This window comes from Pseudomonas sp. C1C7 (assembly GCF_013359595.1).
In the GTDB taxonomy this organism is placed as follows: domain Bacteria; phylum Pseudomonadota; class Gammaproteobacteria; order Pseudomonadales; family Pseudomonadaceae; genus Aquipseudomonas.
The window spans coordinates 35,577-60,903 of the sequence record NZ_JABFMP010000029.1 but is presented as its reverse complement, the minus strand read 5'-3'; the positions used below and the strand labels follow the sequence as shown (position 1 = coordinate 60,903).

The window sequence follows — 25,327 nt, the reverse complement described above, 5'->3', positions numbered from 1 at the left end:
TTTCCGCGGGCGCCGCTGTTCATACCTGTAGGTGGCGGATTAGAGCCCGCGAAATCATTGAGATATACAGGGAGCGGCAAGGTCATGAATCGTGAACCGACTGCGGGTGGAGACCTTTCGGGCGGATTGATTCTGGTGGTGGAGGACGATCCGTTGATCCTGGAGTTTCTCTGCGAGATTCTTCAGGAGGAGGGGTATGCGGTGAATTCCCAGACCAGCGCGGACGCAGCGTCAGTGTATTTGCAGCGCCATGCGCAGGAGGTCGGCTTGCTGCTGACCGATATCACCATGCCCGGCACGCTCAACGGCGCCGACCTGGCCAACCTGTTCGGCGATCACTGGCCGGACAAGCCGATCATGATCATGTCCGGCTACGAAACCCCGCAGAGTTCGGGTGTGCGCCACGACGTGTCGTTCATCAAGAAACCCTGGGCGCTGGGGCAACTGCTCGATTGCGTCGAAGGTGCCCTCAAATCCCACCCACACCGCAACCACCTGTAGGAGCTGCCGCAGGCTGCGATCTTTTGATCTTGTCTTTGCAAATCAGGATCAAAACTTCGCAGCCTGCGGCAGCTCCTACAGGGATCGTGTAGATTTGCCTGAAACACCCTGACAGGAACGTCTCCCTTGCCCGCCAACTCCGTTTTCGACACCCCATACCGCGCCTTCCTGTTCGACATGGACGGCACCATCCTTACGTCCATCGCCGCCGCCGAGCGCGTCTGGGCCACCTGGGCCCGGCGCCACGGCGTCGATGTCGACACCTTTTTGCCCACCATCCACGGCGCCCGCGCCATCGACACCATCCGCCGCCTGAACCTGCCCGGCGTCGATGCCGAAGCGCAAGCGGCGTGGATCACCCAGGCGGAAATCGAGGATGTCGACGGAGTGGAAGAGGTGGCCGGTGCGGCGGCTTTTCTCAAGGCGTTGCCGGCGGGCCAATGGGCCATCGTCACCTCCGCGCCGAGGACGCTGGCGTTGCGGCGCATGGCGGCGGCCGGGGTGCCCGAACCGCGGGTGATGATCACTGCCGAGGACGTGTCCGTCGGCAAGCCAGACCCGGCGGGTTACCGGCTGGCTGCGCGGCGCTTGGGCGTGGAAATCGGCGAATGCCTGGTGTTCGAAGATGCCACCGTGGGGATACAGGCGGCGGAAGCGGCGGGGGCGGATTTGCTGATTGTCACGGCGGCGCATGAGCAGAAGCTTGAGACGGAGCATGCGACCGTGGGGAGTTATGAATCGATTAGCGTGCAGGTCAATGCGGACGGCATGATTCACCTCCAGACTTCCTGACCCACACCACCCCCCTGTAGGAGCAGCCTTCGGCAGCTCCTACAGGGGGGATTCGGTGCGGGCTGTGCGGCGGATGACTTGGGGCGGCTGGCCGAAGGCTCGCAGGAAGGCCTCGCGCATACGGCGCCGGTCGCTGAAGCCGGTTTCCAGGGCGATCTGATCCAGGCTCAGGCGCCCTCGTTCGAGCAGTTGTCTTGCGGCCTCCAAGCGTAGATTCTCGATGGCCTTGGCCGGCGATTGCCCAGTCTCGGCACGAAAGGCACGGCTGAATTGCCGTGGACTAAGACTCGCCACCTCCGCCAACTGCTCCACCGACAGCGCTTCGGCCAGATGCTCTCGCGCATAGCCAAGCACCGTCTGGATACGATCGGATTTCGGCTCCAGCTCCAGCAACGCCGAATGCTGCGACTGACCGCCGCCCCGACGGTGATACATCACCAGCTTCTGCGCCACCGAACGCGCCAGTTCCGCGCCGAAATCCTTTTCCACCATGGCCAGCGCCAGATCGATGCCGGCGGTCATCCCCGCAGAGGTCCAGATCGCACCATCGATCACGTAAATACGGTCAGCTTCCACCTTGATCGAAGCAAAACGCTCCTGCAGCTGCCGGGCATAGGCCCAATGGGTGGTGGCCCGCCGCCCGTCGAGCAATCCGGCCTGGGCCATGACGAAGGCACCGGAACAGATCGACGCGGTACGCCGGGCTGTCGTGGCGCTGGCTCGCAGGTAATCGAGCACCGCCTCGGGGGCCTGTTCGAGGATCGAATCGCCGCCGACCACGATCACCGTATCGAAGACCCGCTCATCGAACACCTCGGTGCCCACGGTCAAGCCGCCGGACGCCCGCAGGTTTCGCCCGTCCTCGGACAGCACGTGCACGTCGTACAGTGTTTCGCCGGCGCTGAAGTTGGCGTACTCGAACACCGGCATCGCCGCCAGCGCCATGGACTGGAACCTGTCGAAAACCACGAAGGCCACGCTGATCATGGGGATGTCCTCAAAAAGGTCATGTCCGAAAAACGTACTTTAAACGTCATTTGCGACGCCGGCGAGTCACTTTATAACTGCTCACACCGGCGAATATCTCGCCCCTTCGTGAAGGACATTGAACATGACGCTTTCATCCAAAGGCACCGCCCTGATCACCGGCGCGTCCTCAGGCATCGGCGCGGTGTACGCCGACCGCCTGGCCCGTCAGGGCTATAACCTGATTCTGGTCGCCCGCAGCCAGGCAAAACTCGATGCCCTGGCCAACCGCTTGAGCGACGAAACCGGGCGCAGCGTGGAAGTGGTGGCGGCCGATTTGAAGGACAAGGCCGATTTGCTGCGGGTCGAGCAGATCCTGCGCAGCGACGCGAGCATCACCCTGTTGGTCAACAACGCCGGGGTGGGGGCGGTCATGCCGCTGCTGGGCAGTCCGGTGGATGACATGGAAGAGATGATCACCCTGAACATCACGGCGCTGACTCGCCTGGCGTACGCGGTGGCGCCGGGGTTCGTCGCCCGCGGCGGCGGCACCGTGATCAACATCGGCTCGATCGTGGCCATCGCCCCGGAAATTCTCAATGGTGTGTATGGCGCCACCAAGGCGTTCGTCCTGGCCCTGAGCCAGTCGATGCACCATGAATTGGCCGACAAGGGCCTGCGCATCCAGGCCGTGCTGCCGGGCGCCATCGCTACCGACTTCTGGAGCGAGGCGGGCAACCCGGTGGAAAACCTGCCGCAGGAGATCGTGATGTCGGCCGGGGACATGGTCGATGCCGCCTTGGTGGGGCTTGCCAGTGGCGAGGTGGTGACCATTCCGGGGTTGCATGATGGTTCCCAGTGGGACCGCCATGAGGCACAGCGCCAGGTGCTGTCCGGGTTGTTCGGCACCTCCACGGCGGCGCCACGTTACCTCTGATTTGCGGCGTTCATGCGGACGCTATCGCGAGCAGAACACCGCTGGGCATCAGGCTGCCAGCGTTAACGTTGACGACCATCGCGGGCAAGCCCGCTCCCACAAGGTTTGCGCATTTCCCTGTGGGAGCGGGCTTGCCCGCGAGGGCGTCATCAGCAACACAACAGAACCCAAGGGTGGACTAGACTTGTCTGAGCACCGTTCACCACCGGCCTTCCTCAGGCCCGTGGCCTGCAACAGGAGCCTGTCATGCTGCACATCAGAACACCCCTGATCCTCCATCCGGACCTCTCGACGCCGTCCCGCCGAATCTGGCTCAAGCTGGAAAACCTGCAACCCGGCGGTTCCTTCAAAGTGCGCGGCATCGGTTTGTTGTGCAGCCAGGCGGTGGCGCAGGGCAAGCGCAAGGTGATCTGTCCTTCCGGTGGCAACGCCGGTTTCGCCACCGCCGTGGCCGCCGCCCGCCTGGGGCTGAAAGCCTGTGTGGTGGTGCCGCACACCACCCCCGAATCCACCCGCGCGCGGATCCAGAAAACCGGTGCCGAAGTGATCGTCCACGGCAAGGTCTGGGACGAGGCCAATCAGAAGGCCAAGGATCTGGCGCAGGGCGCGGATACCGAATACGTACCGGCCTTTGACCACCCGGTGCTGTGGCAAGGGCACAGCACGATGATCGATGAAATCATCGAAGACTGTCCGCAATTCGACGCCATCGTCACCTCGGTCGGCGGCGGTGGTTTGTTGGCGGGAATCCTCACCGGACTGATCCGTCACCAGCGCATGGACTGCCGGATCGTCGCCTGCGAAACCGAAGGCGCGGCGTCTTTCGCCGCGGCGGTTAGCGCCGGGCATCCGGTCAAGCTGCCGCGCATCGACACCGTCGCCCGGTCTCTGGGCGCATCATTGGTGGCCGAGTGGCCGGTAAAACACATCCTCGATTTCGACCACCAATGCGTGGTGCTCAGTGACGAGCAGGCGATCATGGGCGTGGTGCGCTACGCCAGCGACCTGCGCCAGCTGGTCGAACCCGCCTGCGGCGTTTCACTGGCCATCGCCTACCTGGACCACCCGGCCATTGCCGGTGCCCATGACGTGGTGATTGTGGTGTGTGGCGGGGTGAGCATCAGCGCGCAATTGGTAAGCGGCTGGTCCCGCTGAACGCAGCTCTACTGTAGGAGCGAGCATGCTCGCTCCTACTGGGTTCTTTAGTGATTGGCGACTACATCGTCATGTACGAGGATGGCCTGAGCCAGTTCTTCATCGCTTGCGCTGACGAGGTTGGGGTTGTCCTGCCGGAGTTTCTCGAACACCGACTCCAGGTACGCGCCGCGAATGGCACCGCCACTGGCTACGAAGCTGGAGGCGTCATCCCGGGCGGGAACCACGAGTTTGTGATCCTTGAACGTGGAATAAAGGGACGCGGAAACGCCGGCCGAAGTGGCGACATCACCCGCATCCACATCGGCCAGTGCAGAGCCGACAGGTAAACACAGCAGCAGGGAAGAAACGATAATCAGACGGCGCATGATGGTGTCCTCTGAAGCGTGCAGCAAAAAGGAAGTACCTCATCTTTTCAGATGCACACCGCTCGCCGAGAGTTCCCCGGCAATTCAGATGGGCCCACATGGGTGATGTGTCGATGCCAGAATCGGCGCCTACCCTGTAGGAGCGAGGCTTGCCCGCGAAGACGGTGCTCCAGTCAACATTGAAGACGGCTGGCATGCCGCTTTCGCGAGCAAGCTTCGCTCCTGCAGGGGATGGGTAGTGCCGTGTTCGCTTAGCGCGAAAACCGGCTGCGGTATTCCCTGGGCGAGACCCCGAGGTTGCGCTGGAAGGTCAGGCGCATTCGTTCTTCATCGCCGAAGCCACAAAGTCGGGAGATCTGGTCGATGTTGCGCTCGGACTCTTCCAGCAAGCGCCGGGCCGCCTCCACACGCAGCACTTCCACGGCTTTGGCCGGGGTGCGGCCGGTCTTGAGTTTGTAGACCCGGGCGAAGTTGCGCGGGCTCATTTGCACTTGCTGGGCGAGGGTTTCGACGGTGAGGTTTTCGGTGGCCAGGTTGTGCGAGATCCACAGGTGCAGTTCGTCGAACGCGGCGCTTTCGCTGGTTTGCGATTTGAGCAGCTGACTGTATTGGGCCTGACCGCCAGGACGCTTGAGAAACACCACCATCTCCCGCGCCACCAGCAGCGCCACTTCGCGCCCGCAATCCTCTTCGACCAGCGCCAGGGCCAGGTCGATGCCGGCGCTGACACCGGCGCTGGTCCAGATCGCATCCTGCTTGACGAAGATCGCATCGCTGTCGACTTCGATGGCCGGATAGCGCTCCTTGAGCATGTCGCACATCAGCCAGTGGGTCGCGGCGCGGCGGCCTTCCAGCAAGCCGGCCTCGGCCAGCAGAAAGGTGCCGCTGCACACCGAAGCGGTGCGCTTGGCCTTGCCCGAAGCTTCGGCTAGCCAGGCCACCAGATCCAGGGAATGGTTCATGGCCTGCAGAATGTTCGGCGCGCCAGGAGCGATCAGGGTATCGATGGTTCGAGCATCGAAATCGCTGAGCGCCACGGTGTTGACCGCCAGGCCCTCGGCGGTGTGCATCAGGCCGCCGGCCAGGCTCGCGGTGTGCAGCGTATAACCCGGCAGGTTGCGCGCGTTCATGTATTTGGAGGCCGCCCAGAACACGGTCTGGGCACCGGTCAGGTCCAGCAGGCCCATTTCGGGATACGCGAGGAACACGATCAAGCGCGAGGAGTCGCACGCAAGCCTGGGGGATGACGCGGGGGAGGCGGGAGAGCTGGCGATTTCGTTCATGAGCTTCTGTTTTAGCGAGTTGGAATAATCTTAATTCGCAAACGGTATAAACGTAACGGCGCTTGATCGACTGGCTGGATTTACGGGTTTTATGTCAGTTGACTGCCGATGTCTACCGGTAACCGTGTAGTTGCTGCCGGAGGCTGCGATCTTTTGATTTTGTTTTTTAAAAGCAAGATCAAAAGATCGCAGCCTTCGGCAGCACCTGTAAAAGAGCGTGCACTCGTGAAAATCCGGAACAATTGTATTGTCGACACCTGTCTGTTTTCGCACAAACGCGCTGGGTACCTTGGCGCCATCGAAACCAGACAAGGATCTGCCCCATGCTTAACCGATTGGTACTGCCTTTTGCCCTGCTGTTCACCCTCAACGCCGCCCACGCCGCCGATGCGCAAGAGTGGTACCCCTCGCGCTACGGTGCCCAGGATGAAATCGGCGCCGCGAACCTGATCACCGCCGACTCGGTGCTCAACGCCGCCAAGCTGATCAAGACCGGCAAGACCTACCCGCTGGCAGTGGCCATCGACAAAAACCTGCCCGCCTTCCGCCATCGCAGTTTTCACCTGACCAACGTCCAGCCGGGCGAGGCGGGCGGCACCACCATGGGGCCGAACAAATTCACCTTCAACGATGAACTGGTGGTCGGCTGGACCGGGGTCGGCACTCAGCTCAACGGCATCGGCCACATCGGCATCGACAACGTCTACTACAACGGCAATCGCGCCGCCGACTTCGTGACCGTCGAGGGCGTGAGGAAGCTGGGCATCGAAAAGGTCCCGCCGATCGTGACCCGTGGCGTGGTCCTGGACATGACCGCGGTGTACGGCAAAGCCATCGTGCCGGAGAAAACCGAGTTCACCGTCGCCGATATCCAGAAGGCTCTGGACCTGCAGGGCATCAGCATCGAGAAGGGCGATGTGGTGCTGTTCAACACCGGTTGGCTTGAGCTTTTGGGCAAGGACAACGAGAAATTCCTCGCGGTGGAACCGGGCATCGGCATGGCGGCGGCCAAGTGGCTGGCGGACAAACAGATCGTCGCGTTCGGCGGCGACACCTGGGCCTCGGAAATCTACCCCGGCACCGACGGCCAGGAATTCCCGGTCAACCAGTTCATGCTGGCCAAGAACGGTATCTACAACCTGGAGCTGATCGACAGCCGCGCACTGGTCAAGGACAAGGCCTGGACCTTCATGTTCGTGCTCGGTCAGCCGCTCTACAAAGGCTCGACCCAGGTCAACATCAACCCGGTGGCGATTCGCTGACCGATACGGTTGCTCAACAACGGACCGGGGATGACGAACGCTCATCCCCTGGCCCGTTGTTGTCATTTGTCCGGCCCCGAGACTGCGCCCCAAAATGCGCGTTACAGGGGCCTACACTGGCCCTGATGGATTCGCAACTTGAACAGAGCACCCGACGATATGGTCCCTTCACTTGGCAGCATCGCTTCACGTCTGCGCCTCAAACAGCTGAGGCTGCTGATCGCCCTCGATGATCGCGGCTCGCTGCACAAGGCCGCCGAGCAGATTTCGATATCCCAGTCCGGCGCCACCAAGGCGCTGCACGAGGTCGAGTCGTTGCTCGGCATGCCGTTGTTCGAGCGCCAGCCCAAGGGCTTGGTGGCCAATGAAATGGGGCGCTGCATGATCCGTTATGCGCGGCTGATCTACAGCGATGTGGAGCACCTGCGCGAGGAAATGCTGAGCATCATGCGCGGCCAGGGCGGGCGCCTGTCGGTGGGGGTGATCATGGGCGCGGTGCCGTTGCTGACCCGGGCACTGACCGAACTGCGCCTCAAGCAGCCGGAGCTGTCGGTGGAACTGGTGGAAAACACCAGCGCCACGCTGCTTGGTTTGCTGGATCAGGGACGGCTGGACCTGGCGATCTGTCGCACCAGCGTCGGCCAGCGTTCGGACGCTTATGACTGCATCGAGTTGAGCGAAGAGCCCCTGGCGGTAGTCGCCAGCAAGGACCATCCGCTGGCGCGTGTCGAGTCATTGCAGCTGTCACAGTTGAGCGATTACCGCTGGGTGGTCTATCCCAAGGACATGCCGATGCGCCAGGCGCTGGAGCGGGAACTGAACGAGGCGGGGCTGGAGATTCCGCGTTATCCGCTCGAAACCTCGTCGACCTTCGCCACCATGATGCTGGTGCAGCAGGACCCGACCCTGCTGGCGGTGATCCCGGTGGAAGTGGCCGAGTTCTGCGAGCAGCACGAATTGCTGGTGAAGCTGCCGGTGTCATTGCGCGCCTTGATCGAGCCCTATGGCGTGATCAGCCGGGTCGGCGCCGATCTGTCTCCGGCGGCGACCCTGCTGATCAACGAATTGCAGCGCGACCTGACTACTTGATCACGATGGGGTTCACCGGCGCGCCGGTACCGCCGACGATCTTCAAGGGCGCGGCGGTGTAGAGAAACTGCCACTGGCCGTCTTCGGCGCAATCTGTGGCCAGTTCGTCGAGCAACGCCACCTCGGTGAAGGTCACGCCGAGGTTGCGCATCAGTGCGTTGTGCAGCGGAATCAGCACCCCCGACTGCGGATCGACCGCGACTTCGTTGGCCATGGTGTCGGTGACCAGGTTGGGGATTTCCATCTGGTGAAACCACTCCACCAGTTCGCGGCTGAAGGTCAGGCCCGGCTCGGCGAAATCCTTGTAGAACTCCTCGGGTTCGCGCTCGTAGAACGAGCCGATCCAGCCGGTGCGGATGATCAGGATGTCGCGCTTGTGGATCTCGATACCCTGGGCTTTCGCGGCGGCCAGCAGGTCGTGGTGATTGAAGGTCTCGCCCTTGTCCAGCACCGCCTTGCCGCGATGGCGGGCCATGTCGATCAGCACCGCGCGCCCGACGATCCCGCGCTCGGCAATCGGCAGGATGCTGGCCTTGTCCATGCCGCCGATGGTGCTCATGGCGTCGTAGCCGTTCCACAGTTTGTTGTCGTGCCAGACGTGGCCCAGGGCGTCGTACTGGGTCGAGCCTTGCAGGTGCATGAAGATCACGTCGTCGGCGTACTCCACGTGCCCGTCGAAATGAGTCTTGCCGGCCAGGAAGTGGCCCTTGTCCAGCACGTTGACCCGCATCGACGGGCGACGGCCGGGCCACAGCGGCTCGCCCTTGGGATGGCCGATCTGCACTTGCAGGGTGAACGTCTTGCCCTGGCGCACGGCGCTGATGCCGCGCAGCACCTCGGCGTTTTGCAGGTAGTTAAGGGCACCGACTTCATCGTCAGGCCCCCACTTGCCCCAGTTGGTCGGCAGACCTTCGAGCAGGGCCTTGGCATCGGGAGAGGAGTGGGCGGCGGTATTGTTGTTGTGGTCGCACATGGGGTTTTCCTTGGTTTTTGCACGGGAGGCTGGAACACGATCCCTGTAGCCGCGGGCTTCGCCAGCTGCTACAGGGATCGTGTTCCAGCTCACCGTAGAGGGGATGGGTGTGAGCTATTTGATCGGGGAAAACTGCGCCGGCATCAGTAGTTTCGATTCCATTTTTTCAAGCATCGCAAAGGCGATCGGCACGAAGCCTTCGAGCCAGTCCGGGTCCTGGTAGAGGGCGGCGCGTTTGTTGATGCGATCGTCCAGGCTCTCGTAGGCCCAGATGTGCACTACCTGGTTCAGCTCGCCGATCTCGGTGTACCACCAGCCCACCAGCGTGGTGTAGCGGGAGATCACGGGCAGGCCGTTTTCCTCGAAGTGCTTGAGGTAGGTCTGCATCTTGCCGATCTGGACGGTGTAGGTGCGCATTTCATAAAACATGGGATTGTCTCTCTTGCAGTGATCAGTGAGTGCCGTGGTACGCGTTACGGATGATTCGCTCCACGTCGGCGGCATTGGTCAGGCGCGGGTTGACCAGCACGTTGCCGCTGCGCATCGAGTCGCTGACCATCTGCGGCATGTACTCCAGGTCCACGCCCAGGTCCTTGATGTTGTCGGGGATGCCGATGGCCTTGTTCAGCGCCTGTACGTGTTCCACCACTTTGTGCCCGGCTTGAGCCACGCTCAGGCCATCGACGTTCTCGCCCATGGCCAGGGCGATTTCGCGGAACAGTTCAGGGCAGGCCGGCAGGTTGAACTCGATGACGTAGGGCAACAGCGTGGCGTTGGCGATGCCATGGGGAATGTTGAACACGCCACCGAAGGTGTGGGAGATCGCATGCACGTTGCCCAGTTTCGATTGGGCGAAGGCGACGCCGGCGAGGAACGAAGCGAGCAGCATCTGCTCCCGGGCGTGCAGGTCGGAGCCGGTGAAAAAGGCTTTCGGCAGATGGCTGCAGATCATCTTGATCGCTTGCAGCGCCAGGGCCTGGCTGATCGGGTTGGCCTGTTTGGAGACGTAGGACTCGATGGCGTGGGTCAGGGCGTCCATGCCGGTGGCGGCGGTGATCGACGGCGGCAGCTTGAGGGTCAGTTCGGCGTCGAGAATCGCCAGCTTCGGAAACAGCGCCGGGCTGATGATCACGGTCTTGAACAGCGTCTTGGTGTTGGTGAACACCGTGGACGCGGTGCACTCGCTGCCGGTGCCGGAAGTGGTCGGGATGGCGAAGATCGGCAGCGGCGGCTGCTTGAGTTTGTCGTAGCCCTCGTAGTCGAGGATGTTGCCGGGGTTGGTGGCCATGGCCGCGACACCCTTGGCGGTGTCGATGCTGCTGCCACCGCCGACGCCGATCACCGAATCGCAATCGTGGCTTTTGAGGAACGCCACGGCGCGCTCCAGCACGTCGGTGGTGGGGTTGGGCTCGACCCCGGCAAACACTTCGTAGGCAATCTCGCTTTCAGTCAGCGAGGCGAAAAAGGCTTCCATCACCCCCGACGCCATCAGGCCTTCGTCGGTGACCACCAGCAGCTTTTTCTGCACATGGGGCTTGAGCAGGACGCCTGCCTGACGCACCAGACCGTTGCCGCTTTTGAGGGTGGTGGGGAAGTAAAACTGAAATGGGTTCATGGGTGTCTCCCGCTTGTGGTTCTTGTTCGTGGGGCAACAGTAATCAGCGCTCGGGAGCGCCGATAATGAAAAGGTCTGATCCTGCGATCACCCTTTGTCATCCCCTGTGAAGGGGGCGTGCGGTGTTAACGTGGGCGTTTTCAATCGACGGGAGCAGGGTCATGGATTTGGGAATTTCGGGGCGCTGGGCGATTGTCTGCGCCGCCAGCAAGGGCTTGGGCCTGGCCTGTGCGCGTGCGTTGGCGAAGGAGGGTGTGAACCTGGTGATCAACGCCCGTGGCGATGAGACCCTGCAGGCGGCTGCCGCAGAACTGCGGCAGTTGGCACCGAGCATCGAGGTGCGCACCGTGGCCGGGGACATCAGCGAAGCGGCGGTGCGAGCGCAGGTGCTGGCGGCCTGTCCGCAGATCGACATTCTGGTGAACAACGCGGGTGGTCCGCCGCCGGGGGACTTCCGCGACTGGCAGCGCGAAGACTGGCTCAAGGCGCTGGACGCCAACATGCTCACGCCGATCGAACTGATCAAGGCCTGTGTCGACGGCATGGCCGAGCGTGGGTTCGGGCGTATCGTCAACATCACCTCCGGTGCGGTGAAGGCGCCGATCGACGTGCTGGGGCTGTCCAACGGTGCGCGCAGCGGGCTGACCGGATTCATCGCGGGGCTGGCGCGTCAGGCGCGGTTGGCGGGCAATAATGTCACCGTGAACAACCTGTTGCCGGGGCCATTCGAGACCGAGCGCCTACAGAAAACCCTCGACGCTGCCGCGCAAGCCAATGGCAGCAGTGTTGAGGCCGTTGCCGAGCAACGACGCAGGAACGTGCCGGCGCAGCGCTTTGGCCAGCCGGATGAATTTGGTGCCTATTGCGCGTTCATCTGTAGTGCGCAATCCGGGTTTCTCACCGGGCAGAACCTGTTGCTCGATGGCGGGAGTTATCCAGGGACTTTCTGATTGTCTGTTGGTTCTTTGTTGAATCAACCGGCCTCTTCGCGACCAAGCCCGCTCCCACAGGGATATGAGGCGTTCGCAAACCTGTGGGAGCGGGCTTGCCCGCGAAGAGGCCATTGAATCCACAGCAAAATTCAGGGGATGACGGTTGGTAATCCCCCAATCAGATCCCATCATTATTCAGCACCCGGAGCCGTGATTAGAGTGGGGCCGCTTGTTTCCACAACAATAAGAGCGCCCCTCCATGAACAATCCGAGTGCCGAAAGCCTGGCCATGCCAGCCGCGTCCGCAACCGAACGAGCCACCACCGTACGCTGGCGGATCTTCCTCATCATGCTGATGCTGACCGCCATCAACTACATCGACCGCGCCTCACTGTCGGTGGCGTTGCCGATGATCTCCACCGAGTTCCAGATCCCGCCGGCCCTCGAAGGCCTGATGCTCAGCGCGTTCTTCTGGTCCTACGCGCTGATGCAAATCCCCGGCGGCATGCTGCTGGACCGTTTCCACACCCGCCGCGTGATCGTGGTGGCGACCGTGGCCTGGGGCGCGTTCCAGGCGCTTGCCGCCGGTGCGCACAACTGGATCACCCTGCTGATCACCCGCATGGGCCTGGGCGTTGCCGAGTCGCCGATCATGCCGGCCGGCGCCAAGCTCAACGGCGCCTGGCTGACGCCCAACGAACGCGGACGCGGCGCGGTGCTGGTCGACGGCGGTGCGCCGCTGGGCAGTGCCTTCGGCGCGATCATCATTGCCGGGCTGATCGCCTGGTTCGACTCCTGGCGCATCGCCTTCGTGATCGCCGGCGTCGGCACCATGCTCGCCGGGGTGCTGGCCTGGAAATACATCCGCAACCATCCCAGCGAACACCCGGGCGTCAACGCCGCGGAGCTTGCACACATCACCGCCGGCAACGCCACGGTCAGCAAGGCCGGCGCGGTCACCAGCATCCCGTTCAAGGAGCTGCTGCGGGACCGTTCGGTACTGGCCATGTTCGCCGGCTATTGCTGCATCCTCAGCGTGTTCTACGGCTTGCTGACCTGGATGCCGAGCTACCTGCACCAGACCCACGGCCTGAACATTTCCGGCATGGGCGGCGCGACCTTCCTGATCTTCATGTGCGGTTTCGTCGGTGAACTGGTCGGCGGCTACCTGGGCGACAAATGGAAATCCACCGGCGCCTCGCCGAACCTGGTGATGCGCAGCATGTTCAGCGGCTCGGCGCTGGTGGCGGCACTCTGCATGCTCGGCACCGCGTACACCTCGCAGGCCAGCCAGGCCATCGGTCTTCTGTGCGTGGCGATGTTCTTCATCCGCTGGTGCGGCATGTACTGGTGCATTCCTTCGATCCTCGGCGGCACCTCGAAGACCGGCGTGCTGGCCGGCACCATGAACTTCTGCGGCAACATGGCCGGCGTCATCGTGCCGATCCTGATCGGACTGATCGTGCAGTTCACCGGTTCGTATTTCCTGGTGCTGATCTTCTTCGTGGTCATGGCCTTCCTGTTGGCGATATTCTCCAGCCTCATCGACTATCGGGAGCGGGGACTGGTTTGATGGCAGCGGGGACGGTGAGCGTCGATATCGATAGCGTGGTGGCAGGTGCCGGGGTGGTCGGGCTGGCGGTGGCCAGAGCCTTGGCCATGAGTGGGCGCGAAGTGATCGTGGTCGAAGCCGGCGAAGGCATCGGCGTCGGGGTCAGCTCGCGCAACTCCGAAGTGATCCACGCCGGCATCTACTACCCCGGCGGCAGTCTCAAGGCGCAGTTGTGCGTGGAGGGCAAGCAACGCCTCTACGCCTACTGCGACGAGCGCGGCGTGAGTCATCAGCGCCTGGGCAAGCTGATTGTCGCCACCGATGAAGCGCAAAAGCTGGCCTTGGCAAAGCTGCTTGAGCAGGGGCGGCAGAATGGCGTGGAGGATCTGCAATGGCTGGATGCCGAGCAGGCGCGGGCGCTTGAGCCGGAGTTGGCATGCGTTGCTGCGCTGTGGTCGCCGTCCACCGGCATCGTCGATTCCCATGGGCTGATGCTGGCGCTGCAAGGCGATGCCGAGGCCCATGGCGTGTCGCTGGTGTTTCATACGCCGCTGTTGTCGGTGCGCTGCATCGAGCAAGGGTTTGCATTGCAGATGGGCGGCGCCGAGCCGATGACCCTGACCTGTCGCGAGCTGATCAATTGTGCGGGGTTGTCGGCGCCCGAGGTGGCCGGGCGCATTGAAGGCCTTCCTGCCCGGCATGTGCCCACCGCGTACTTGTGCAAGGGCAGTTACTTCAGCTTCAGCGGTCGCGCGCCGTTTCGCCATCTGGTGTACCCGGCGCCGGAAAGCGCCGGGCTTGGCGTGCACATGACCCTCGACCTTGGCGGGCAGGCGCGGTTCGGACCGGATGTGGAGTGGGTCTCGGGTATCGATTACCGCGTGGATCCGGCACGGGCCGACGGTTTTTACGCGGCGATCCGGCGCTACTGGCCGGGGTTGCCGGATAACAGCCTGCAACCGGCCTACAGCGGTATCCGCCCGAAAATCAGCGGCCCGGGCGATCCGGCTGCCGATTTCCGTATCGATGGGCCGGCGGAGCATGGAGTGCCAGGGTTGATCAACCTGTTCGGCATCGAATCGCCGGGCCTGACCAGCTGCCTGGCGCTGGCTGACCGGGTGATGACGCACCTCCCATAATCACTACGAACCCCTGTAGGCGCCAGCTTGCACGCGATACACCCGAGAACGCCGCGGGGTGTCAGGCAGCCAACGTCATCGTTGACGACCATCGCGAGCAAGCTGGCTCCTACAGGTGCACGCCAAGATTTCAGTACAGGCTGATGACCGGTAATCAGCCCCCGCACCGCCCGTCTCTGTTAGCGCTATCCTTGGGAAATGCGCTCTTCGCCATCGGAGACATCTGATGATCAACGTACGCACTGCCCGCATGCTCGCCGACTACAGGACATGGGCCAATCGGCGCCTGTTCGACAACCTGGCGCAGTTACCCGCGGGGGAAGTGGAGAAACAACGCGCCGGCGTTTTCGGCACCATCATTGGCACCCTGAACCACATCTACGTCGTCGACCGCATCTGGCAGGCCCATCTCGAAGGTCGTGGCCACAACTTCAAAACCTCCCACGACCTGATCCATCCCGTGCTCTCTGACCTGCGCGAGGCGCAAAAGGCGGTCGATCGCTGGTACGTCGACTGGGCCGACCGACAGACCGATGCCTCGCTGGACAAGCCCCTGCGGTTCACCTTCGTTTCCGGGGAAAGCGGCACCATGAGCGCCGGTGCGATGTTCCTGCACGTGGTCAACCACGCCAGCTATCACCGTGGCTGGATCGTGCAGATCTACTTCGAGATCCCGGCCATGCCGCCGATGACCGACCTGCCGGTCTACATGCGCGAGACCGATCCGCATTTCAATTCGCTGAACGCCCCGACGGTGGAGCCGACATGTGCTCCGCAATTCGCGAGCGCAACCAACGTTCTGCCGGATCGTTATCGTTGACACCGTTCCAGACCATGGACAGTTCGGACAGCTTGATGTCGAACGGCGCGTCGTCGGCGCGCAGCTGAGGGCTGCCATCGATCAACGCTTCTGCCGCGTAGTCCGGCACGGTGGCGAGCATGTCGGTGCCGGCGATCAACGAGCGCAGGCCGGCGAACTGCGGCACTGCCAGCACCACCCGGCGCGAACGGCCGATACGGGCCAGATCGGTGTCGATGGCCCCGGTCAGGTCCCCGGAAAACGACACCAGCGCGTGGGGCCGATCGCAGTAGTCGTCCAGGGTCAGCGTGCCTGGGCGTTTATCCCCGCGCAGGATCTTCACGCTCAAATCCCGCAACTTCTTGCGCTTGGCATTGGCCGGCAGCTCAGTGGTGTAGCTGATGCCAACGGAAATCTCCCCGGTGCCGAGCATCGACGACATCGACAGAAAATTCACCCGCCGCACCACGATCACCACGTTCTGTGCCTCTTCGCGCAATTGTTTGAGCAGGGGCGGAAACAGTCCGAATTCGGCATCGTCGGACAGCCCGATGCGAAACACATCGCGGCTGGTGGAAGGGTCGAAATCCTTGGCCCGGCTGACCGCGCCGGAAATGGTGTCCATCGCCGGCTGCAACTCCTTGAGAATCGCCAGTGCCCGCTGAGTCGGCTCCAACACCCGCCCATTGCGTACCAGCAGCGGGTCATCGAACAGATCCCGCAACCGCGCCAGCGCCGCACTGACCGCGGGCTGGCCGAGAAACAATTTTTCCCCGGCGCGGGTCAGGTTCTTTTCGAACATCAGGGTTTCGAAAATCACCAACAGGTTCATGTCCACGCGGCGCAGGTCGTTGCGGTTCATGGGGGCAGGCTCGCTGGGTTGCGCAATCCATTGAGTAAAGCACCTAACTCTGCGGGAGACGGATTTCAGGCGATAGCAGGCGCTGCGCTGAACCTGTGGGAGCGAGCTTGCTCGCGATGGCGGAGTGTCAGGCAACGTTTATAGAGACTGACACGGCCTCATCGCGAGCAAGCTCGCTCCCACGGAGTTGGGTGTGAAAGTTATGGATTGTGAACCGGTGCGGGCACCGTCGATGTGGTCGCCTTGCCCGCCCGCGACACGCTCAACCCGAGCAAACCACCGAGCACCAACGCTCCCGCCATGAAGTACATCGCCACCTGCGTACTGCCCGTCATCTGCGTCAGCCAGCCCACGACGATGGTGCTGAAGAACCCCGCCACATTCCCCAGCGAGTTGATCAACGCAATCCCCGCCGCAGCCGCGGCGCCGCCGACCACGGCGGTGGGCATGCCCCAGAACACCGGCAGGCTGCTGATCATCGCGGCGGTGCCGATGGTCAGGCCGAGCATGGCCAGCAGCAGGCTGTTGCCGAACAGGGTGCCGAAGATCACGCCGCCCGCGCCGATGCAGGCGCAGATCGCCAGGTGCCAGCGGTATTCGCGATGGCGGTCGGAGCTGCGGCCGACCAGGACCATGCTGATCGCTGCGACGGAATAGGGGATCGCGGTCAGCATGCCGATGGCCCAAGGCTCGGCGACGCCGCTGTTGCGGATGATGGTCGGCATCCAGAAGCTGATCACGTACTGCCCCAGCACCAGGCAGAAATACACCGCGCCCAGCAGCCAGATCTTCGGATTGAGCAAACCGTCACGCAGCGAATGCTGTGGCTTGCCCCGGGCCTCACGGTCCAGCGCTGCCTGCATGCCACGTTTCTCTTCGGCGCTCAGCCATTGCGCATCGGCGATGCGGTCGCGCAGCAGGAAGAACACCGCCGCCCCCAGCAACACCGCCGGCAAGCCTTCGATCACGAACAACCACTGCCAGCCCGCATAGCCGGCCACGCCGTCGAGGCTCTGCATGATCCACCCGGATATCAGTGAACCGAGCATGCTGGAAATCGGCAGGGCGGCGATGAACAGGGAAATCATCACCCCACGTCGGTGACTGGGAAACCAGGTGGTGAGGTAGAAGATGATCCCCGGAAAGAACCCCGCTTCGGCGATGCCGATCAGAAAGCGCAGCACGTAGAAGCTCATCGGCGTCTGGATGAACATCATCGCCGCCGACAGCAGGCCCCAGGTCATCATGATGCGGGCGATCCAGCGCCGCGCGCCGTACCGGTGCAGGGCGATGTTGCTGGGGATCTCGAACATCAGGTAGCCGACGAAGAACACCCCGGCGCCGAGCCCGTAGACGGCGTCGCTGAATTTCAGGTCATCGAGCATCTGCAGTTTGGCGAAGCCGACGTTGACCCGATCCAGATAGGCGACCAGATAGCAGACGATCAGCAGCGGAATGATCCGCCAGGCGGTTTTGCGATAGGCCGAGTGCAGGGCCTTGTCGTCGATGTCAGGTGTATTCATCTCAAGCCTCTTTCTTGTTGTTGTCGGGGCGATCATGAAAAGGGTGGGTTCAATCGATCAGAGCGGGCGACCTCCGGGCCATTCGCCGCGCTCGCACAGTTCGTTCACCACGTCGCGGATCAGCTCGCAGATCAGGTTTTTCAGGTGGCTTGCGGGCATCGTGGTGCAACTGCAGATGCCCAGGGTTCGGGTCAGGCCTTCGGCGGCGATGCGATGGGCCACCAGGCGGCCGTCCTCGATTTCGCGCATGGCCAGGTTCAACGGCATGATGGTGTGGCCGATGCCGGCCTCGACCGCACTCTTGAGGATGTGCACCGAGTTGACCTCCATCGCGATCTCGGCCACAGGCAGGCCATGGCGTTTCACCGCCTGTTCCACCAGGGTGCGGGTGCTGTGGCTGTGGGCCTGGCTGGGGAACACCAGTGGCCGTGCCAGCGCCTGTTCCAGCGACACCTCTCCGGCTGGCGGCGCATCGGGGTCGCTGGCCATGTGGATCAGGTAGAAATCCTCCTCCACCAACGGACTGAACAGCACCTGCGGCGGCAGGCCTTCGGAGGTGAACAGCGCGAGATCGACCCGGCCATGGACCAGTTGATCCATGACGTTGCCGGTCAGCTCTTCGTTGAAGTTGAACGCCACCAGCGGATAGCGCGCCTTGACCGCGCGCATCAGCGGCATGGCAAGGATGCTCGCCACCGATTGCGGCAGAGCTACGACAATCGAACCGCTGACCGCGTCCGGGCTGCTGTTCACCGCTGCGCGGGCATCGCTGAGGTGTTTGAGCATGCCTTGGGCATATTCGTAGAACACCTTGCCGGCCTCGCTGGCGATCACCCCGTTGTGACTGCGATAGAGCAATTGCGCGCCCAGTTCGGCTTCCAGTGCCGACATCTGTTTGCTCAGCGCCGATTGCGCCACGTGCACCTGACGCGCCGCCTGGGACAGGCTGCCGCAATCGATGATGGCGACGAAATATTTGATCTGACGGATTTCCATGCTTGCTCCCTCGGTTTCCTTCCGGCGGCCATGCTATCGCGCCTCAGCGCAGCGCATGGCCTCGGGGGAAGATCTTGCCGGGGTTCATCAGCTGTTTCGGGTCCAGTGCGGCCTTGATCGCGGCCATCACGTCCACCGCATTGGCCCCGTGTTCCAGGGGCATGAAATGCTGCTTGGTCAGGCCGACGCCGTGTTCGCCGGTGCAGCTGCCATGCATGGCGATCGCCCGCTCGGCCAGGCGATGGGCCACGGCTTCGGCGCGCTGCACTTCGTCCGGGTCATTGGGATCGACGAGGATCAGCGCATGGAAATTGCCGTCGCCGACATGCCCGAAGATCGGTGCCACCAGGCCGTTTTCCGTCAGGTCCGCGGCAGTGGCTTCTATGCATTCGGCCAGGCGCGAGATCGGCACCACCGCGTCGGTGGTCAGCGAGCGACAGCCTGGACGCAGGGCGAGGGCGGCGAAGTAGGCCTCGTGCCGCGCCTGCCACAACCGGCTGCGGTCCTCGGGGTGCACGGCCCATTCGAAGTCCTGGCCTTCATGTTCGTCGGCGACCATGCGCACGGTCTCGACCTGTTCCTTGACCCCGGCTTCGGAGCCATGCAGTTCGAAAAACAGCGACGGCGCTTCCGGCAGTTGCGTCTTGCTGTAGGCGTTGAGCGCGCGCACGGTCAGGGCGTCGATCAGTTCGATGCGGGCAATCGGCACGCCCAGCTGAATGGTCTGGATCACCGTGCGCACGGCGTGATCGACGCTGGGGAAACGGCACACCGCAGCGGAGATCGCCTCAGGGATAGGGTGCAGTTTGACGGTGAGTTCGGCAATGGTTGCCAGGGTGCCGCCGGAGCCCACCAGCAGGTGAGTCAGGTCATAGCCGGCGGAAGATTTGCGCGCGCGACCACCGGTATTGATCACCCGACCATCGGCCAGCACCGCGGTCATGCCCAGCACGTTTTCGCGCATGGTGCCGTAGCGTACGGCGTTGGTGCCGGAGGCTCGGGTCGCGGCCATGCCGCCAAGCGAGGCATCCGCGCCGGGGTCGATGGGGAAGAACAGGCCGGTGCCGTGCAGGGCAGCGTTCAACTGCTTGCGGGTCACGCCCGGCTGCACGGTGGCGTCCATGTCGTCGACGCGGATCTCGAGAATCTTGTCCATGCCCGAGACATCGATACTCACCCCGCCATGGGACGCCTGCAGCCAGCCCTCCAGCGAGGTGCCGCTGGCGTAGACGATCATTGGCACGCCATGGCGGTGGCAAGCGGTGCTGATGGCGACGATGTCTTCCAGGCTGTTGGCAAAAGCCACGGCATCCGGCGGCACGGGATCGAGGGCGGAAATGTCGGTGCCATGGTGCTCGCGCACACTGGCCGAGGTGGAGAACCGGCTGCCGAGCAACTGGCTCAACTCGTCGTGCAACGCATCGGGCAGGGGCAGGTGTTCACAGGCAACAGCAATGTTCATCGAGCGATCTCCGGTTTCTTGTGCGCCGCAGGCGATGTCGCGGCTTGTGTTGGGAGGTGTGGCTCATCTTAGTCAGCGTTTGGCCAACACTCGTAGTGCTGAATTCAGATGCTGGTATCTCTTTGCGAGATGGGTGCGAAAAGCTGAAGATCAAAGATCGCAGCCTGCGGCAGCTCCTACACTGGATGGGCGTTTGCTTACTGTAGGAGCTGTCGAGCGCAGCGAGGCTGCGATCTTTTGATCTTTAAAGGCAAAGTCAAAAGATCGCAGCCTTCGGCAGCTCCTACATGATGTATCGGCGGTCAGACCTTGCGGGGCACAACTGCTGCTTATTATGTCTTGGACGGTCGGATCGCCACGCTCTAGGATTCGCTCAACGGTCACTCCTGACCACGCAATCAAACGTTATCGCGGCAGTTCACGGTGTCAGCACCTCTGTCGAACATGGGAGCTTGAACATGAAAATCGATCTGACTGGAAAACTGGCCATCGTCAGCGGCAGCACTGCCGGCATCGGTCTGGGCATCAGCAAGGCACTGGCCGAATCCGGCGCCACGGTGGTAGTGATCGGCCGCGACTCGGCCAAGGTGGAGCAGACGCTGGCGACCATTCGCGAGCAGGTGCCGGGTGCTCAACTGCGCGGGCTGACTGCCGATCTGGGCACCGCTGAAGGCGCACAGAAGCTGTTCGCCGCCGAACCTCGCGCCGATGTTCTGGTGAACAACCTCGGGATCTACAACGCCGAGGACTTCTTCGAGACCCCGGACAGCGAGTGGGAGCGCTTCTACGAAATCAACGTGATTTCCGGTGTGCGCCTGTCCCGGCATTACGTGCCGGACATGGTCAAGCAGGGCTGGGGCCGGGTGATTTTCCTGTCTTCGGAATCCGGCCTGGCGATCCCTGCCGAGATGATCAACTACGGCGTGACCAAGAGCGCCAACCTGGCGGTGTCCCATGGCCTGGCCAAGCGCCTGGCGGGCACCGGGGTGACGGTCAACTCGATCCTGCCGGGCCCGACCCTCACCGACGGCGTGGAAGAGATGCTCAAGGACGCCATCGCCGCTTCCGGGCGCAGTGTCCAGGAAGAAGCCGACGCCTTCGTGCGCAAGGCCCGTCCGAGCTCGATCATCCAGCGTGTGGCGCAGGTCGAGGAAGTGGCCAATCTGGTCGCCTACATCGCTTCGCCGCTGTCCTCCGCCACCACCGGCGCGGCCCTGCGGGTCGACGGCGGTGTCGTCGACAGCATGGCCGTCTGAAATCCGAATCTTATTAATCTGGAGAGCATTTACCCATGGCAACTACCTCGGCATTCATCGACATCCCGGCTTCGGCCGACCAGGTCTGGCAATTGATCGGCGGCTTCGACTCGCTGCCCGACTGGCTGCCCTTCATCCCGAAAAGCGAACTGAGCGAAGGCGGCCGTGTGCGCAGCCTGCAAACGGCGGACGGCGGTGTGGTGATCGAACGCCTGCAAGCGTTCGACAATGACGCGAAGAGCTACAGCTACTCGATTCTGCAGGCACCGTTTCCGGCGACGGCTTACCTGGCGACCATCAAGGTGGAAGCCCAGGGACAGGGTGCGCGGGTTACCTGGTCGGGGCAGTTTGAACCGGTGGGTGTGAGTGACGAGGAAGTGGTGGCGTTGTTCACCGGCATTTATCAGGGTGGGCTGGAGGCGTTGCGGGCTAACTACCCGGCATAAGCCTTTAAAAGATCGCAGCCTGCGGCAGCTCCTACAGGGTTTTGTGCAGGAGCTGCCGCAGGCTGCGATCTTTTGATTTTCAGGTCTGTGGAATCAGGCTTTCTTCACAATCCAGCACCAGCCGCGCACCACCCAGTTCGCTGCTGCCCACCTCCAGCTTGAAACCATGCAAGCTGACAATCGCCGCGACGATCGACAGTCCCAGACCAAAACCGCTTTTCAGGTTACCCGCTTCGGCGCGGTAGAAACGCTGGAACACCGCCACCCGTTCAGCCTCGGGAATGCCCGGGCCCGAGTCCAGGACTTCAATGCGGGTATGCCCGTTGTCATTGCGCCCGCGCAAAATCACCTGGCCACCCGGCGGGGTGAATTTGATTGAGTTGCTCAGCAGGTTCGCCACCGCCTCGAACAGCAGCGCCCGGTCACCATTGAGCGATGGCAGTGTTTCCGGCAGTTGCAATGTGAACGTCAGGCCATCGTCCTCCGCCAGCGGCAGATAAAACTCATGCAACTCCTGCAGCAACGCCACCGGATCAAGCTGCACGAAACCGGAGCGACGCTGGCGATCCTCCAGTTCGGAAATTCGCAGCAGCCCGCGAAAGCGCGCCATCAAGGTGTCGGCCTCGGCCAGTACCAGATCCAGCTGCGCCGCTTCGCTGGAGCCTTCGCCGGCCTGCTGTTGCATGCGATACAACTGCGCCCGCAGGCGGGTCAACGGGGTGCGCAGGTCATGGGCGATGTTGTCGCACACGCCCTTGACCTCGTTCATCAGGCGCTCGATGCGTTCGAGCATGGCGTTGACGATGGCGGCGAGCATGTCCAGTTCGTCGCGGCGGTTGGACAGCGGCAGGCGTCGGGTCAGGTCGCCGGCGACGATGGCCTCGGCGCTGGCCTGAATCCCGCGAATGCGCCGCAGCGGCCGGCGCCGCAGCAGGTGCCAGCCGATGATGCCCGGCAGGATGGTCAGGGTCATACCCCACAGCAATGCGTGGAGGATGATCCGGGTCACCGCAAACAGCGAACCGTTGTCGCGCACCAGCACCAGCCAGCGCCCGTCGCGGGTCTGGGTGGCCACGGCGTCGCAGCTGTCGGAGGGCAGGGTCGGGTCGTCCGAGTCGGCGCATTCACTGAGCATGTGGATCTTGCCGTCCAGCGGCAGACCTTCGGGAATGCTGCGCAGGGCGCCGTTGAGGTAGCGGTGCTGGCGATCGAACAGGCCATAGGCGTCGATGCCGCGAATGTCGAACGTCATGCTGACGGCGAGCGCGTCCACCAGTTGGTCGCCCTGGAAGCGCGAGAACAGATGCTGACGCTGCATCAGCGAATGTTTGGCCAGGTTGTCCAGGTACGCGGACACCTCGTAGTACATGACCCCCATGAGAATGCCGCTCCAGGCCACGAACAACGCACTGTACAGCGCCAGCAGACGGCTGCTGGAAGAACGCCAGCCTTTAGACGGGTTCGGCAATGACATAACCCGAGCCTCGCACGGTTCGAATCAATGGGGCATTGCCAGGCGGGTCGATTTTCTTGCGCAGACGGCCGATGTGCACATCGATCAGGTTGGTGCCCGGATCGAAGTGATAACCCCAGACCTCCTCGAAAATCATCATCCGCGAGAGGATTTGCCCGGTGTTGCGCATCAGGAATTCCAGCAGTTTGTATTCAGTGGGCAGCAGCGTGAGCATCTGGCCGTCGCGGCTGGCTTCGTGGCTGATCAGGTTCAGCTCAAGATCGGCGACCCGCAGGGTGGTGGCCTGGGCGGTGCCGGTGTTCTGCCTACGCAGCAGGACTTCGACCCGGGCGGCCATTTCATCGGTGGCGAAGGGCTTGGTCAGGTAATCGTCGCCGCCAGCACGCAAGCCGCGCACGCGCTCATCGACATCGGACAGGGCGCTGATCATCAGGATCGGCGTGGCCACGCCTTTGCTGCGCAGGGTGGTGACGATCGCCAGGCCATCGAGTTCGGGCAGCATGCGGTCAAGTGTGATCAGGTCGTAGTCGCCGCTGATCGCCCGCTCCAGGCCTTCGCGTCCATTGTCGACCCAGTCGACCTCAAGGCCGTGGCTGCTCAATTCGGCGACAATTTCCCGGGCGGTCACGGCGTCGTCTTCGATGGTCAAGATACGGGTCATGGGGTTGGCCTGATAATCGGTCTGATACAAAGTGAACGGCATTTTGCCAAGAATTGCCGGTTGGCTTACTAAATAAAAGTTCATGAGCAATATAGGGTTCACGCAATTCCTGCAGGCGCTGCCGAAGGCTGCGATCTTTTGCCTTTTTTAATTTAATGCATAAAACCCGCTGAACCTGTGCGCTCGTTGCATATTGCATGGCTCCCGTAAGTTCAAACTCTATAACTGTCTGACACACAAGGATTTATTCAAACGACGCGTCTGGCACGGTGACTGCAACGGCTGATTCGAGAGTTGTAACACCGTATTTACTGCCTGGAGCGACATAACAATGAATAGATCCTCATCAGATGGTTTCTATCCCGTTCCCCTGGAGGAATCGACCACGGTTTCCGGCGTGTCGTGGGGCGCGATTTTCGCAGGGGCCGCGGCTGCGGCGGCGTTGTCGCTGATTCTGGTATTGCTGGGCTTTGGCCTCGGATTTTCCGCGGTATCGCCCTGGGCCAACGAAGGCGTGAGCGCCAAGGGGCTGGGGATCACCACGATCGTCTGGCTGGCCTTCACCCAAATCATTGCGTCCGGGCTCGGTGGCTACATCGCCGGGCGGCTGCGGGTGAAGTGGACCAACATGCACGGCGACGAAGTCTACTTTCGTGACACCGCCCATGGGTTCCTGGCCTGGTGCGTGGCAACGCTGGTGACGGCGATGCTGGTGGCCGGGTCGGTCAGCAGTATGGTCAGCGGCGGGGTGCAGGCCGGGGCACAGGTCGCCGGCGGTGCCGCCAATGCCATGACCCAGGTGGCGGGTACGGCGGCTGCCAATACTGACAGCGATCAGTACGGCTACTACGTCGACAGCCTGTTCCGCGATGATCGCCCCGATGCCGTCAGTGACGAGGCGGCTCGGGGCACCGTGACGCGCATCTTCGTGCGCTCCATCGCCGACGGCCAACTGGCTGCCGAGGACCGCACCTATCTCGCACAACTTGTGGCACAGCGGACCAACCTGACCCAGGCCGATGCCGAGCGTCGCGTGGATGAAGTCTACGCCCGCACGCAAAAAGCCGTGGCCGACGCCAAACAGACCGCGAAGGAGGCTGCCGACACGGCCGCCAAAGTCGCCGCCTGGAGCACCTTGTGGATGTTCGTTGCACTGCTGGCCGGCGCCTTCTTCGCCAGCCTCGCCGCGACCTTCGGCGGCCGCCGCCGGGATGCCGTGGTGTACGTGGAAACGGACACCTACGTCACCACCACACCTGTTCGCTAACCCAGGAGAAACATCAT

General features: G+C 62.7%; 25 protein-coding genes. 13 read left to right on the top strand and 12 right to left on the bottom strand.

Annotated features, from left to right (window positions below; genetic code table 11):
- Positions 1-84 precede the first annotated feature (84 nt).
- Together HNO86_RS21895 and HNO86_RS21890 are read left to right on the top strand one after the other, a co-directional pair.
- Positions 85-501, top strand: a complete 417-nt coding sequence (locus HNO86_RS21895; protein ID WP_175379009.1) for a response regulator — start codon at positions 85-87, stop codon at positions 499-501.
- A 126-nt stretch (positions 502-627) separates the two neighbouring features.
- A complete protein-coding gene (locus HNO86_RS21890) occupies positions 628-1,293 on the top strand; it encodes an HAD-IA family hydrolase (protein WP_175379008.1) in 666 nt (221 codons plus the stop codon).
- 39 nt (positions 1,294-1,332) lie between these two features.
- On the opposite strand, the gene HNO86_RS21885 is transcribed toward HNO86_RS21890, so the two are convergent.
- Positions 1,333-2,280, bottom strand: coding sequence for a GlxA family transcriptional regulator (locus tag HNO86_RS21885; protein ID WP_175379007.1), 948 nt, complete (start codon positions 2,278-2,280; stop codon positions 1,333-1,335).
- Positions 2,281-2,404: 124 nt separating this feature from the next.
- Between HNO86_RS21885 and HNO86_RS21880 the strand changes: the two genes are divergently transcribed.
- Both HNO86_RS21880 and HNO86_RS21875 read left to right on the top strand, forming a co-directional pair.
- Positions 2,405-3,196, top strand: a complete 792-nt coding sequence (locus HNO86_RS21880) for an SDR family oxidoreductase (protein ID WP_175379006.1) — start codon at positions 2,405-2,407, stop codon at positions 3,194-3,196.
- A gap of 246 nt (positions 3,197-3,442) precedes the next feature.
- Positions 3,443-4,351, top strand: a complete 909-nt coding sequence (locus tag HNO86_RS21875; protein ID WP_175379005.1) for a pyridoxal-phosphate dependent enzyme — start codon at positions 3,443-3,445, stop codon at positions 4,349-4,351.
- A gap of 47 nt (positions 4,352-4,398) precedes the next feature.
- Here the strand turns inward: HNO86_RS21875 and HNO86_RS21870 are convergent, their stop codons facing one another.
- Together HNO86_RS21870 and HNO86_RS21865 are read right to left on the bottom strand one after the other, a co-directional pair.
- Positions 4,399-4,719 (bottom strand): DUF2388 domain-containing protein, encoded by a 321-nt coding sequence (locus tag HNO86_RS21870; RefSeq protein ID WP_175379004.1) that lies wholly within the window; start codon positions 4,717-4,719, stop codon positions 4,399-4,401.
- Positions 4,720-4,970: 251 nt separating this feature from the next.
- The gene (locus HNO86_RS21865) at positions 4,971-6,002 is read right to left on the bottom strand and encodes a helix-turn-helix domain-containing protein (protein WP_175379003.1); all 1,032 of its coding nucleotides are present in this window, start codon (positions 6,000-6,002) and stop codon (positions 4,971-4,973) included.
- 323 nt (positions 6,003-6,325) lie between these two features.
- Between HNO86_RS21865 and HNO86_RS21860 the strand changes: the two genes are divergently transcribed.
- Positions 6,326-7,264, top strand: a complete 939-nt coding sequence (locus HNO86_RS21860; RefSeq protein WP_175379002.1) for a cyclase family protein — start codon at positions 6,326-6,328, stop codon at positions 7,262-7,264.
- A gap of 159 nt (positions 7,265-7,423) precedes the next feature.
- Positions 7,424-8,353: a LysR family transcriptional regulator gene (locus HNO86_RS21855; protein WP_175379038.1), complete on the top strand. Its 930-nt coding sequence runs from the start codon at positions 7,424-7,426 to the stop codon at positions 8,351-8,353.
- On the opposite strand, the gene HNO86_RS21850 is transcribed toward HNO86_RS21855, so the two are convergent.
- The 3 genes from HNO86_RS21850 to HNO86_RS21840 all read right to left on the bottom strand — a co-directional run bounded on the left by HNO86_RS21850 (position 8,346) and on the right by HNO86_RS21840 (position 10,941).
- Positions 8,346-9,326: a cyclase family protein gene (locus HNO86_RS21850; protein WP_175379001.1), complete on the bottom strand. Its 981-nt coding sequence runs from the start codon at positions 9,324-9,326 to the stop codon at positions 8,346-8,348. The two genes, HNO86_RS21855 and HNO86_RS21850, sit on opposite strands and share 8 nt — an antisense overlap.
- A gap of 114 nt (positions 9,327-9,440) precedes the next feature.
- Positions 9,441-9,755 (bottom strand): NIPSNAP family protein, encoded by a 315-nt coding sequence (locus HNO86_RS21845; protein WP_175379000.1) that lies wholly within the window; start codon positions 9,753-9,755, stop codon positions 9,441-9,443.
- Positions 9,756-9,777: 22 nt separating this feature from the next.
- Positions 9,778-10,941, bottom strand: coding sequence for an iron-containing alcohol dehydrogenase (locus HNO86_RS21840; RefSeq protein WP_175378999.1), 1,164 nt, complete (start codon positions 10,939-10,941; stop codon positions 9,778-9,780).
- 161 nt (positions 10,942-11,102) lie between these two features.
- Between HNO86_RS21840 and HNO86_RS21835 the strand changes: the two genes are divergently transcribed.
- From HNO86_RS21835 to HNO86_RS21820, 4 genes are all read left to right on the top strand, one after another.
- Positions 11,103-11,891, top strand: a complete 789-nt coding sequence (locus HNO86_RS21835; RefSeq protein WP_175378998.1) for an SDR family oxidoreductase — start codon at positions 11,103-11,105, stop codon at positions 11,889-11,891.
- Between the two features lie 241 nt (positions 11,892-12,132).
- On the top strand, positions 12,133-13,446 hold the full coding sequence (locus tag HNO86_RS21830) for an MFS transporter (protein WP_175378997.1): 1,314 nt from the start codon (positions 12,133-12,135) through the stop codon (positions 13,444-13,446).
- 14 nt (positions 13,447-13,460) lie between these two features.
- On the top strand, positions 13,461-14,564 hold the full coding sequence (locus HNO86_RS21825) for an FAD-dependent oxidoreductase (protein ID WP_175379037.1): 1,104 nt from the start codon (positions 13,461-13,463) through the stop codon (positions 14,562-14,564).
- Between the two features lie 226 nt (positions 14,565-14,790).
- Positions 14,791-15,384, top strand: coding sequence for a DinB family protein (locus HNO86_RS21820; protein ID WP_175378996.1), 594 nt, complete (start codon positions 14,791-14,793; stop codon positions 15,382-15,384).
- Here HNO86_RS21820 and HNO86_RS21815 read toward each other — a convergent pair.
- The 4 genes from HNO86_RS21815 to HNO86_RS21800 all read right to left on the bottom strand — a co-directional run bounded on the left by HNO86_RS21815 (position 15,296) and on the right by HNO86_RS21800 (position 20,206).
- Positions 15,296-16,225 carry a LysR substrate-binding domain-containing protein gene (locus HNO86_RS21815; protein ID WP_175378995.1) on the bottom strand — a complete coding sequence of 310 codons (930 nt, stop codon included), beginning with the start codon at positions 16,223-16,225 and terminating at the stop codon, positions 15,296-15,298. The genes HNO86_RS21820 and HNO86_RS21815 overlap by 89 nt on opposite strands.
- Before the next feature lie 200 nt (positions 16,226-16,425).
- A complete protein-coding gene (locus HNO86_RS21810; protein ID WP_175378994.1) occupies positions 16,426-17,748 on the bottom strand; it encodes an MFS transporter in 1,323 nt (440 codons plus the stop codon).
- A 57-nt stretch (positions 17,749-17,805) separates the two neighbouring features.
- Positions 17,806-18,744 (bottom strand): LysR family transcriptional regulator, encoded by a 939-nt coding sequence (locus HNO86_RS21805; protein ID WP_175378993.1) that lies wholly within the window; start codon positions 18,742-18,744, stop codon positions 17,806-17,808.
- A 43-nt stretch (positions 18,745-18,787) separates the two neighbouring features.
- Positions 18,788-20,206, bottom strand: a complete 1,419-nt coding sequence (locus HNO86_RS21800; protein ID WP_175378992.1) for an FAD-binding oxidoreductase — start codon at positions 20,204-20,206, stop codon at positions 18,788-18,790.
- Positions 20,207-20,664: 458 nt separating this feature from the next.
- Between HNO86_RS21800 and HNO86_RS21795 the strand changes: the two genes are divergently transcribed.
- Together HNO86_RS21795 and HNO86_RS21790 are read left to right on the top strand one after the other, a co-directional pair.
- On the top strand, positions 20,665-21,462 hold the full coding sequence (locus tag HNO86_RS21795; RefSeq protein WP_175378991.1) for an SDR family NAD(P)-dependent oxidoreductase: 798 nt from the start codon (positions 20,665-20,667) through the stop codon (positions 21,460-21,462).
- Between the two features lie 35 nt (positions 21,463-21,497).
- The gene (locus HNO86_RS21790; RefSeq protein ID WP_175378990.1) at positions 21,498-21,908 is read left to right on the top strand and encodes an SRPBCC family protein; all 411 of its coding nucleotides are present in this window, start codon (positions 21,498-21,500) and stop codon (positions 21,906-21,908) included.
- Between the two features lie 79 nt (positions 21,909-21,987).
- Here HNO86_RS21790 and HNO86_RS21785 read toward each other — a convergent pair whose 3' ends face one another.
- Positions 21,988-23,382: a HAMP domain-containing sensor histidine kinase gene (locus HNO86_RS21785; RefSeq protein WP_175378989.1), complete on the bottom strand. Its 1,395-nt coding sequence runs from the start codon at positions 23,380-23,382 to the stop codon at positions 21,988-21,990.
- Positions 23,360-24,043 (bottom strand): response regulator transcription factor, encoded by a 684-nt coding sequence (locus HNO86_RS21780; RefSeq protein WP_175378988.1) that lies wholly within the window; start codon positions 24,041-24,043, stop codon positions 23,360-23,362. Before HNO86_RS21780 ends, HNO86_RS21785 begins: the two co-directional genes overlap by 23 nt.
- Positions 24,044-24,374: 331 nt before the next feature.
- On the opposite strand from HNO86_RS21780, the gene HNO86_RS21775 reads away from it, so the two are divergent.
- Positions 24,375-25,310 (top strand): hypothetical protein, encoded by a 936-nt coding sequence (locus HNO86_RS21775; protein ID WP_175378987.1) that lies wholly within the window; start codon positions 24,375-24,377, stop codon positions 25,308-25,310.
- The last annotated feature ends 17 nt before the right edge of the window (positions 25,311-25,327 follow it).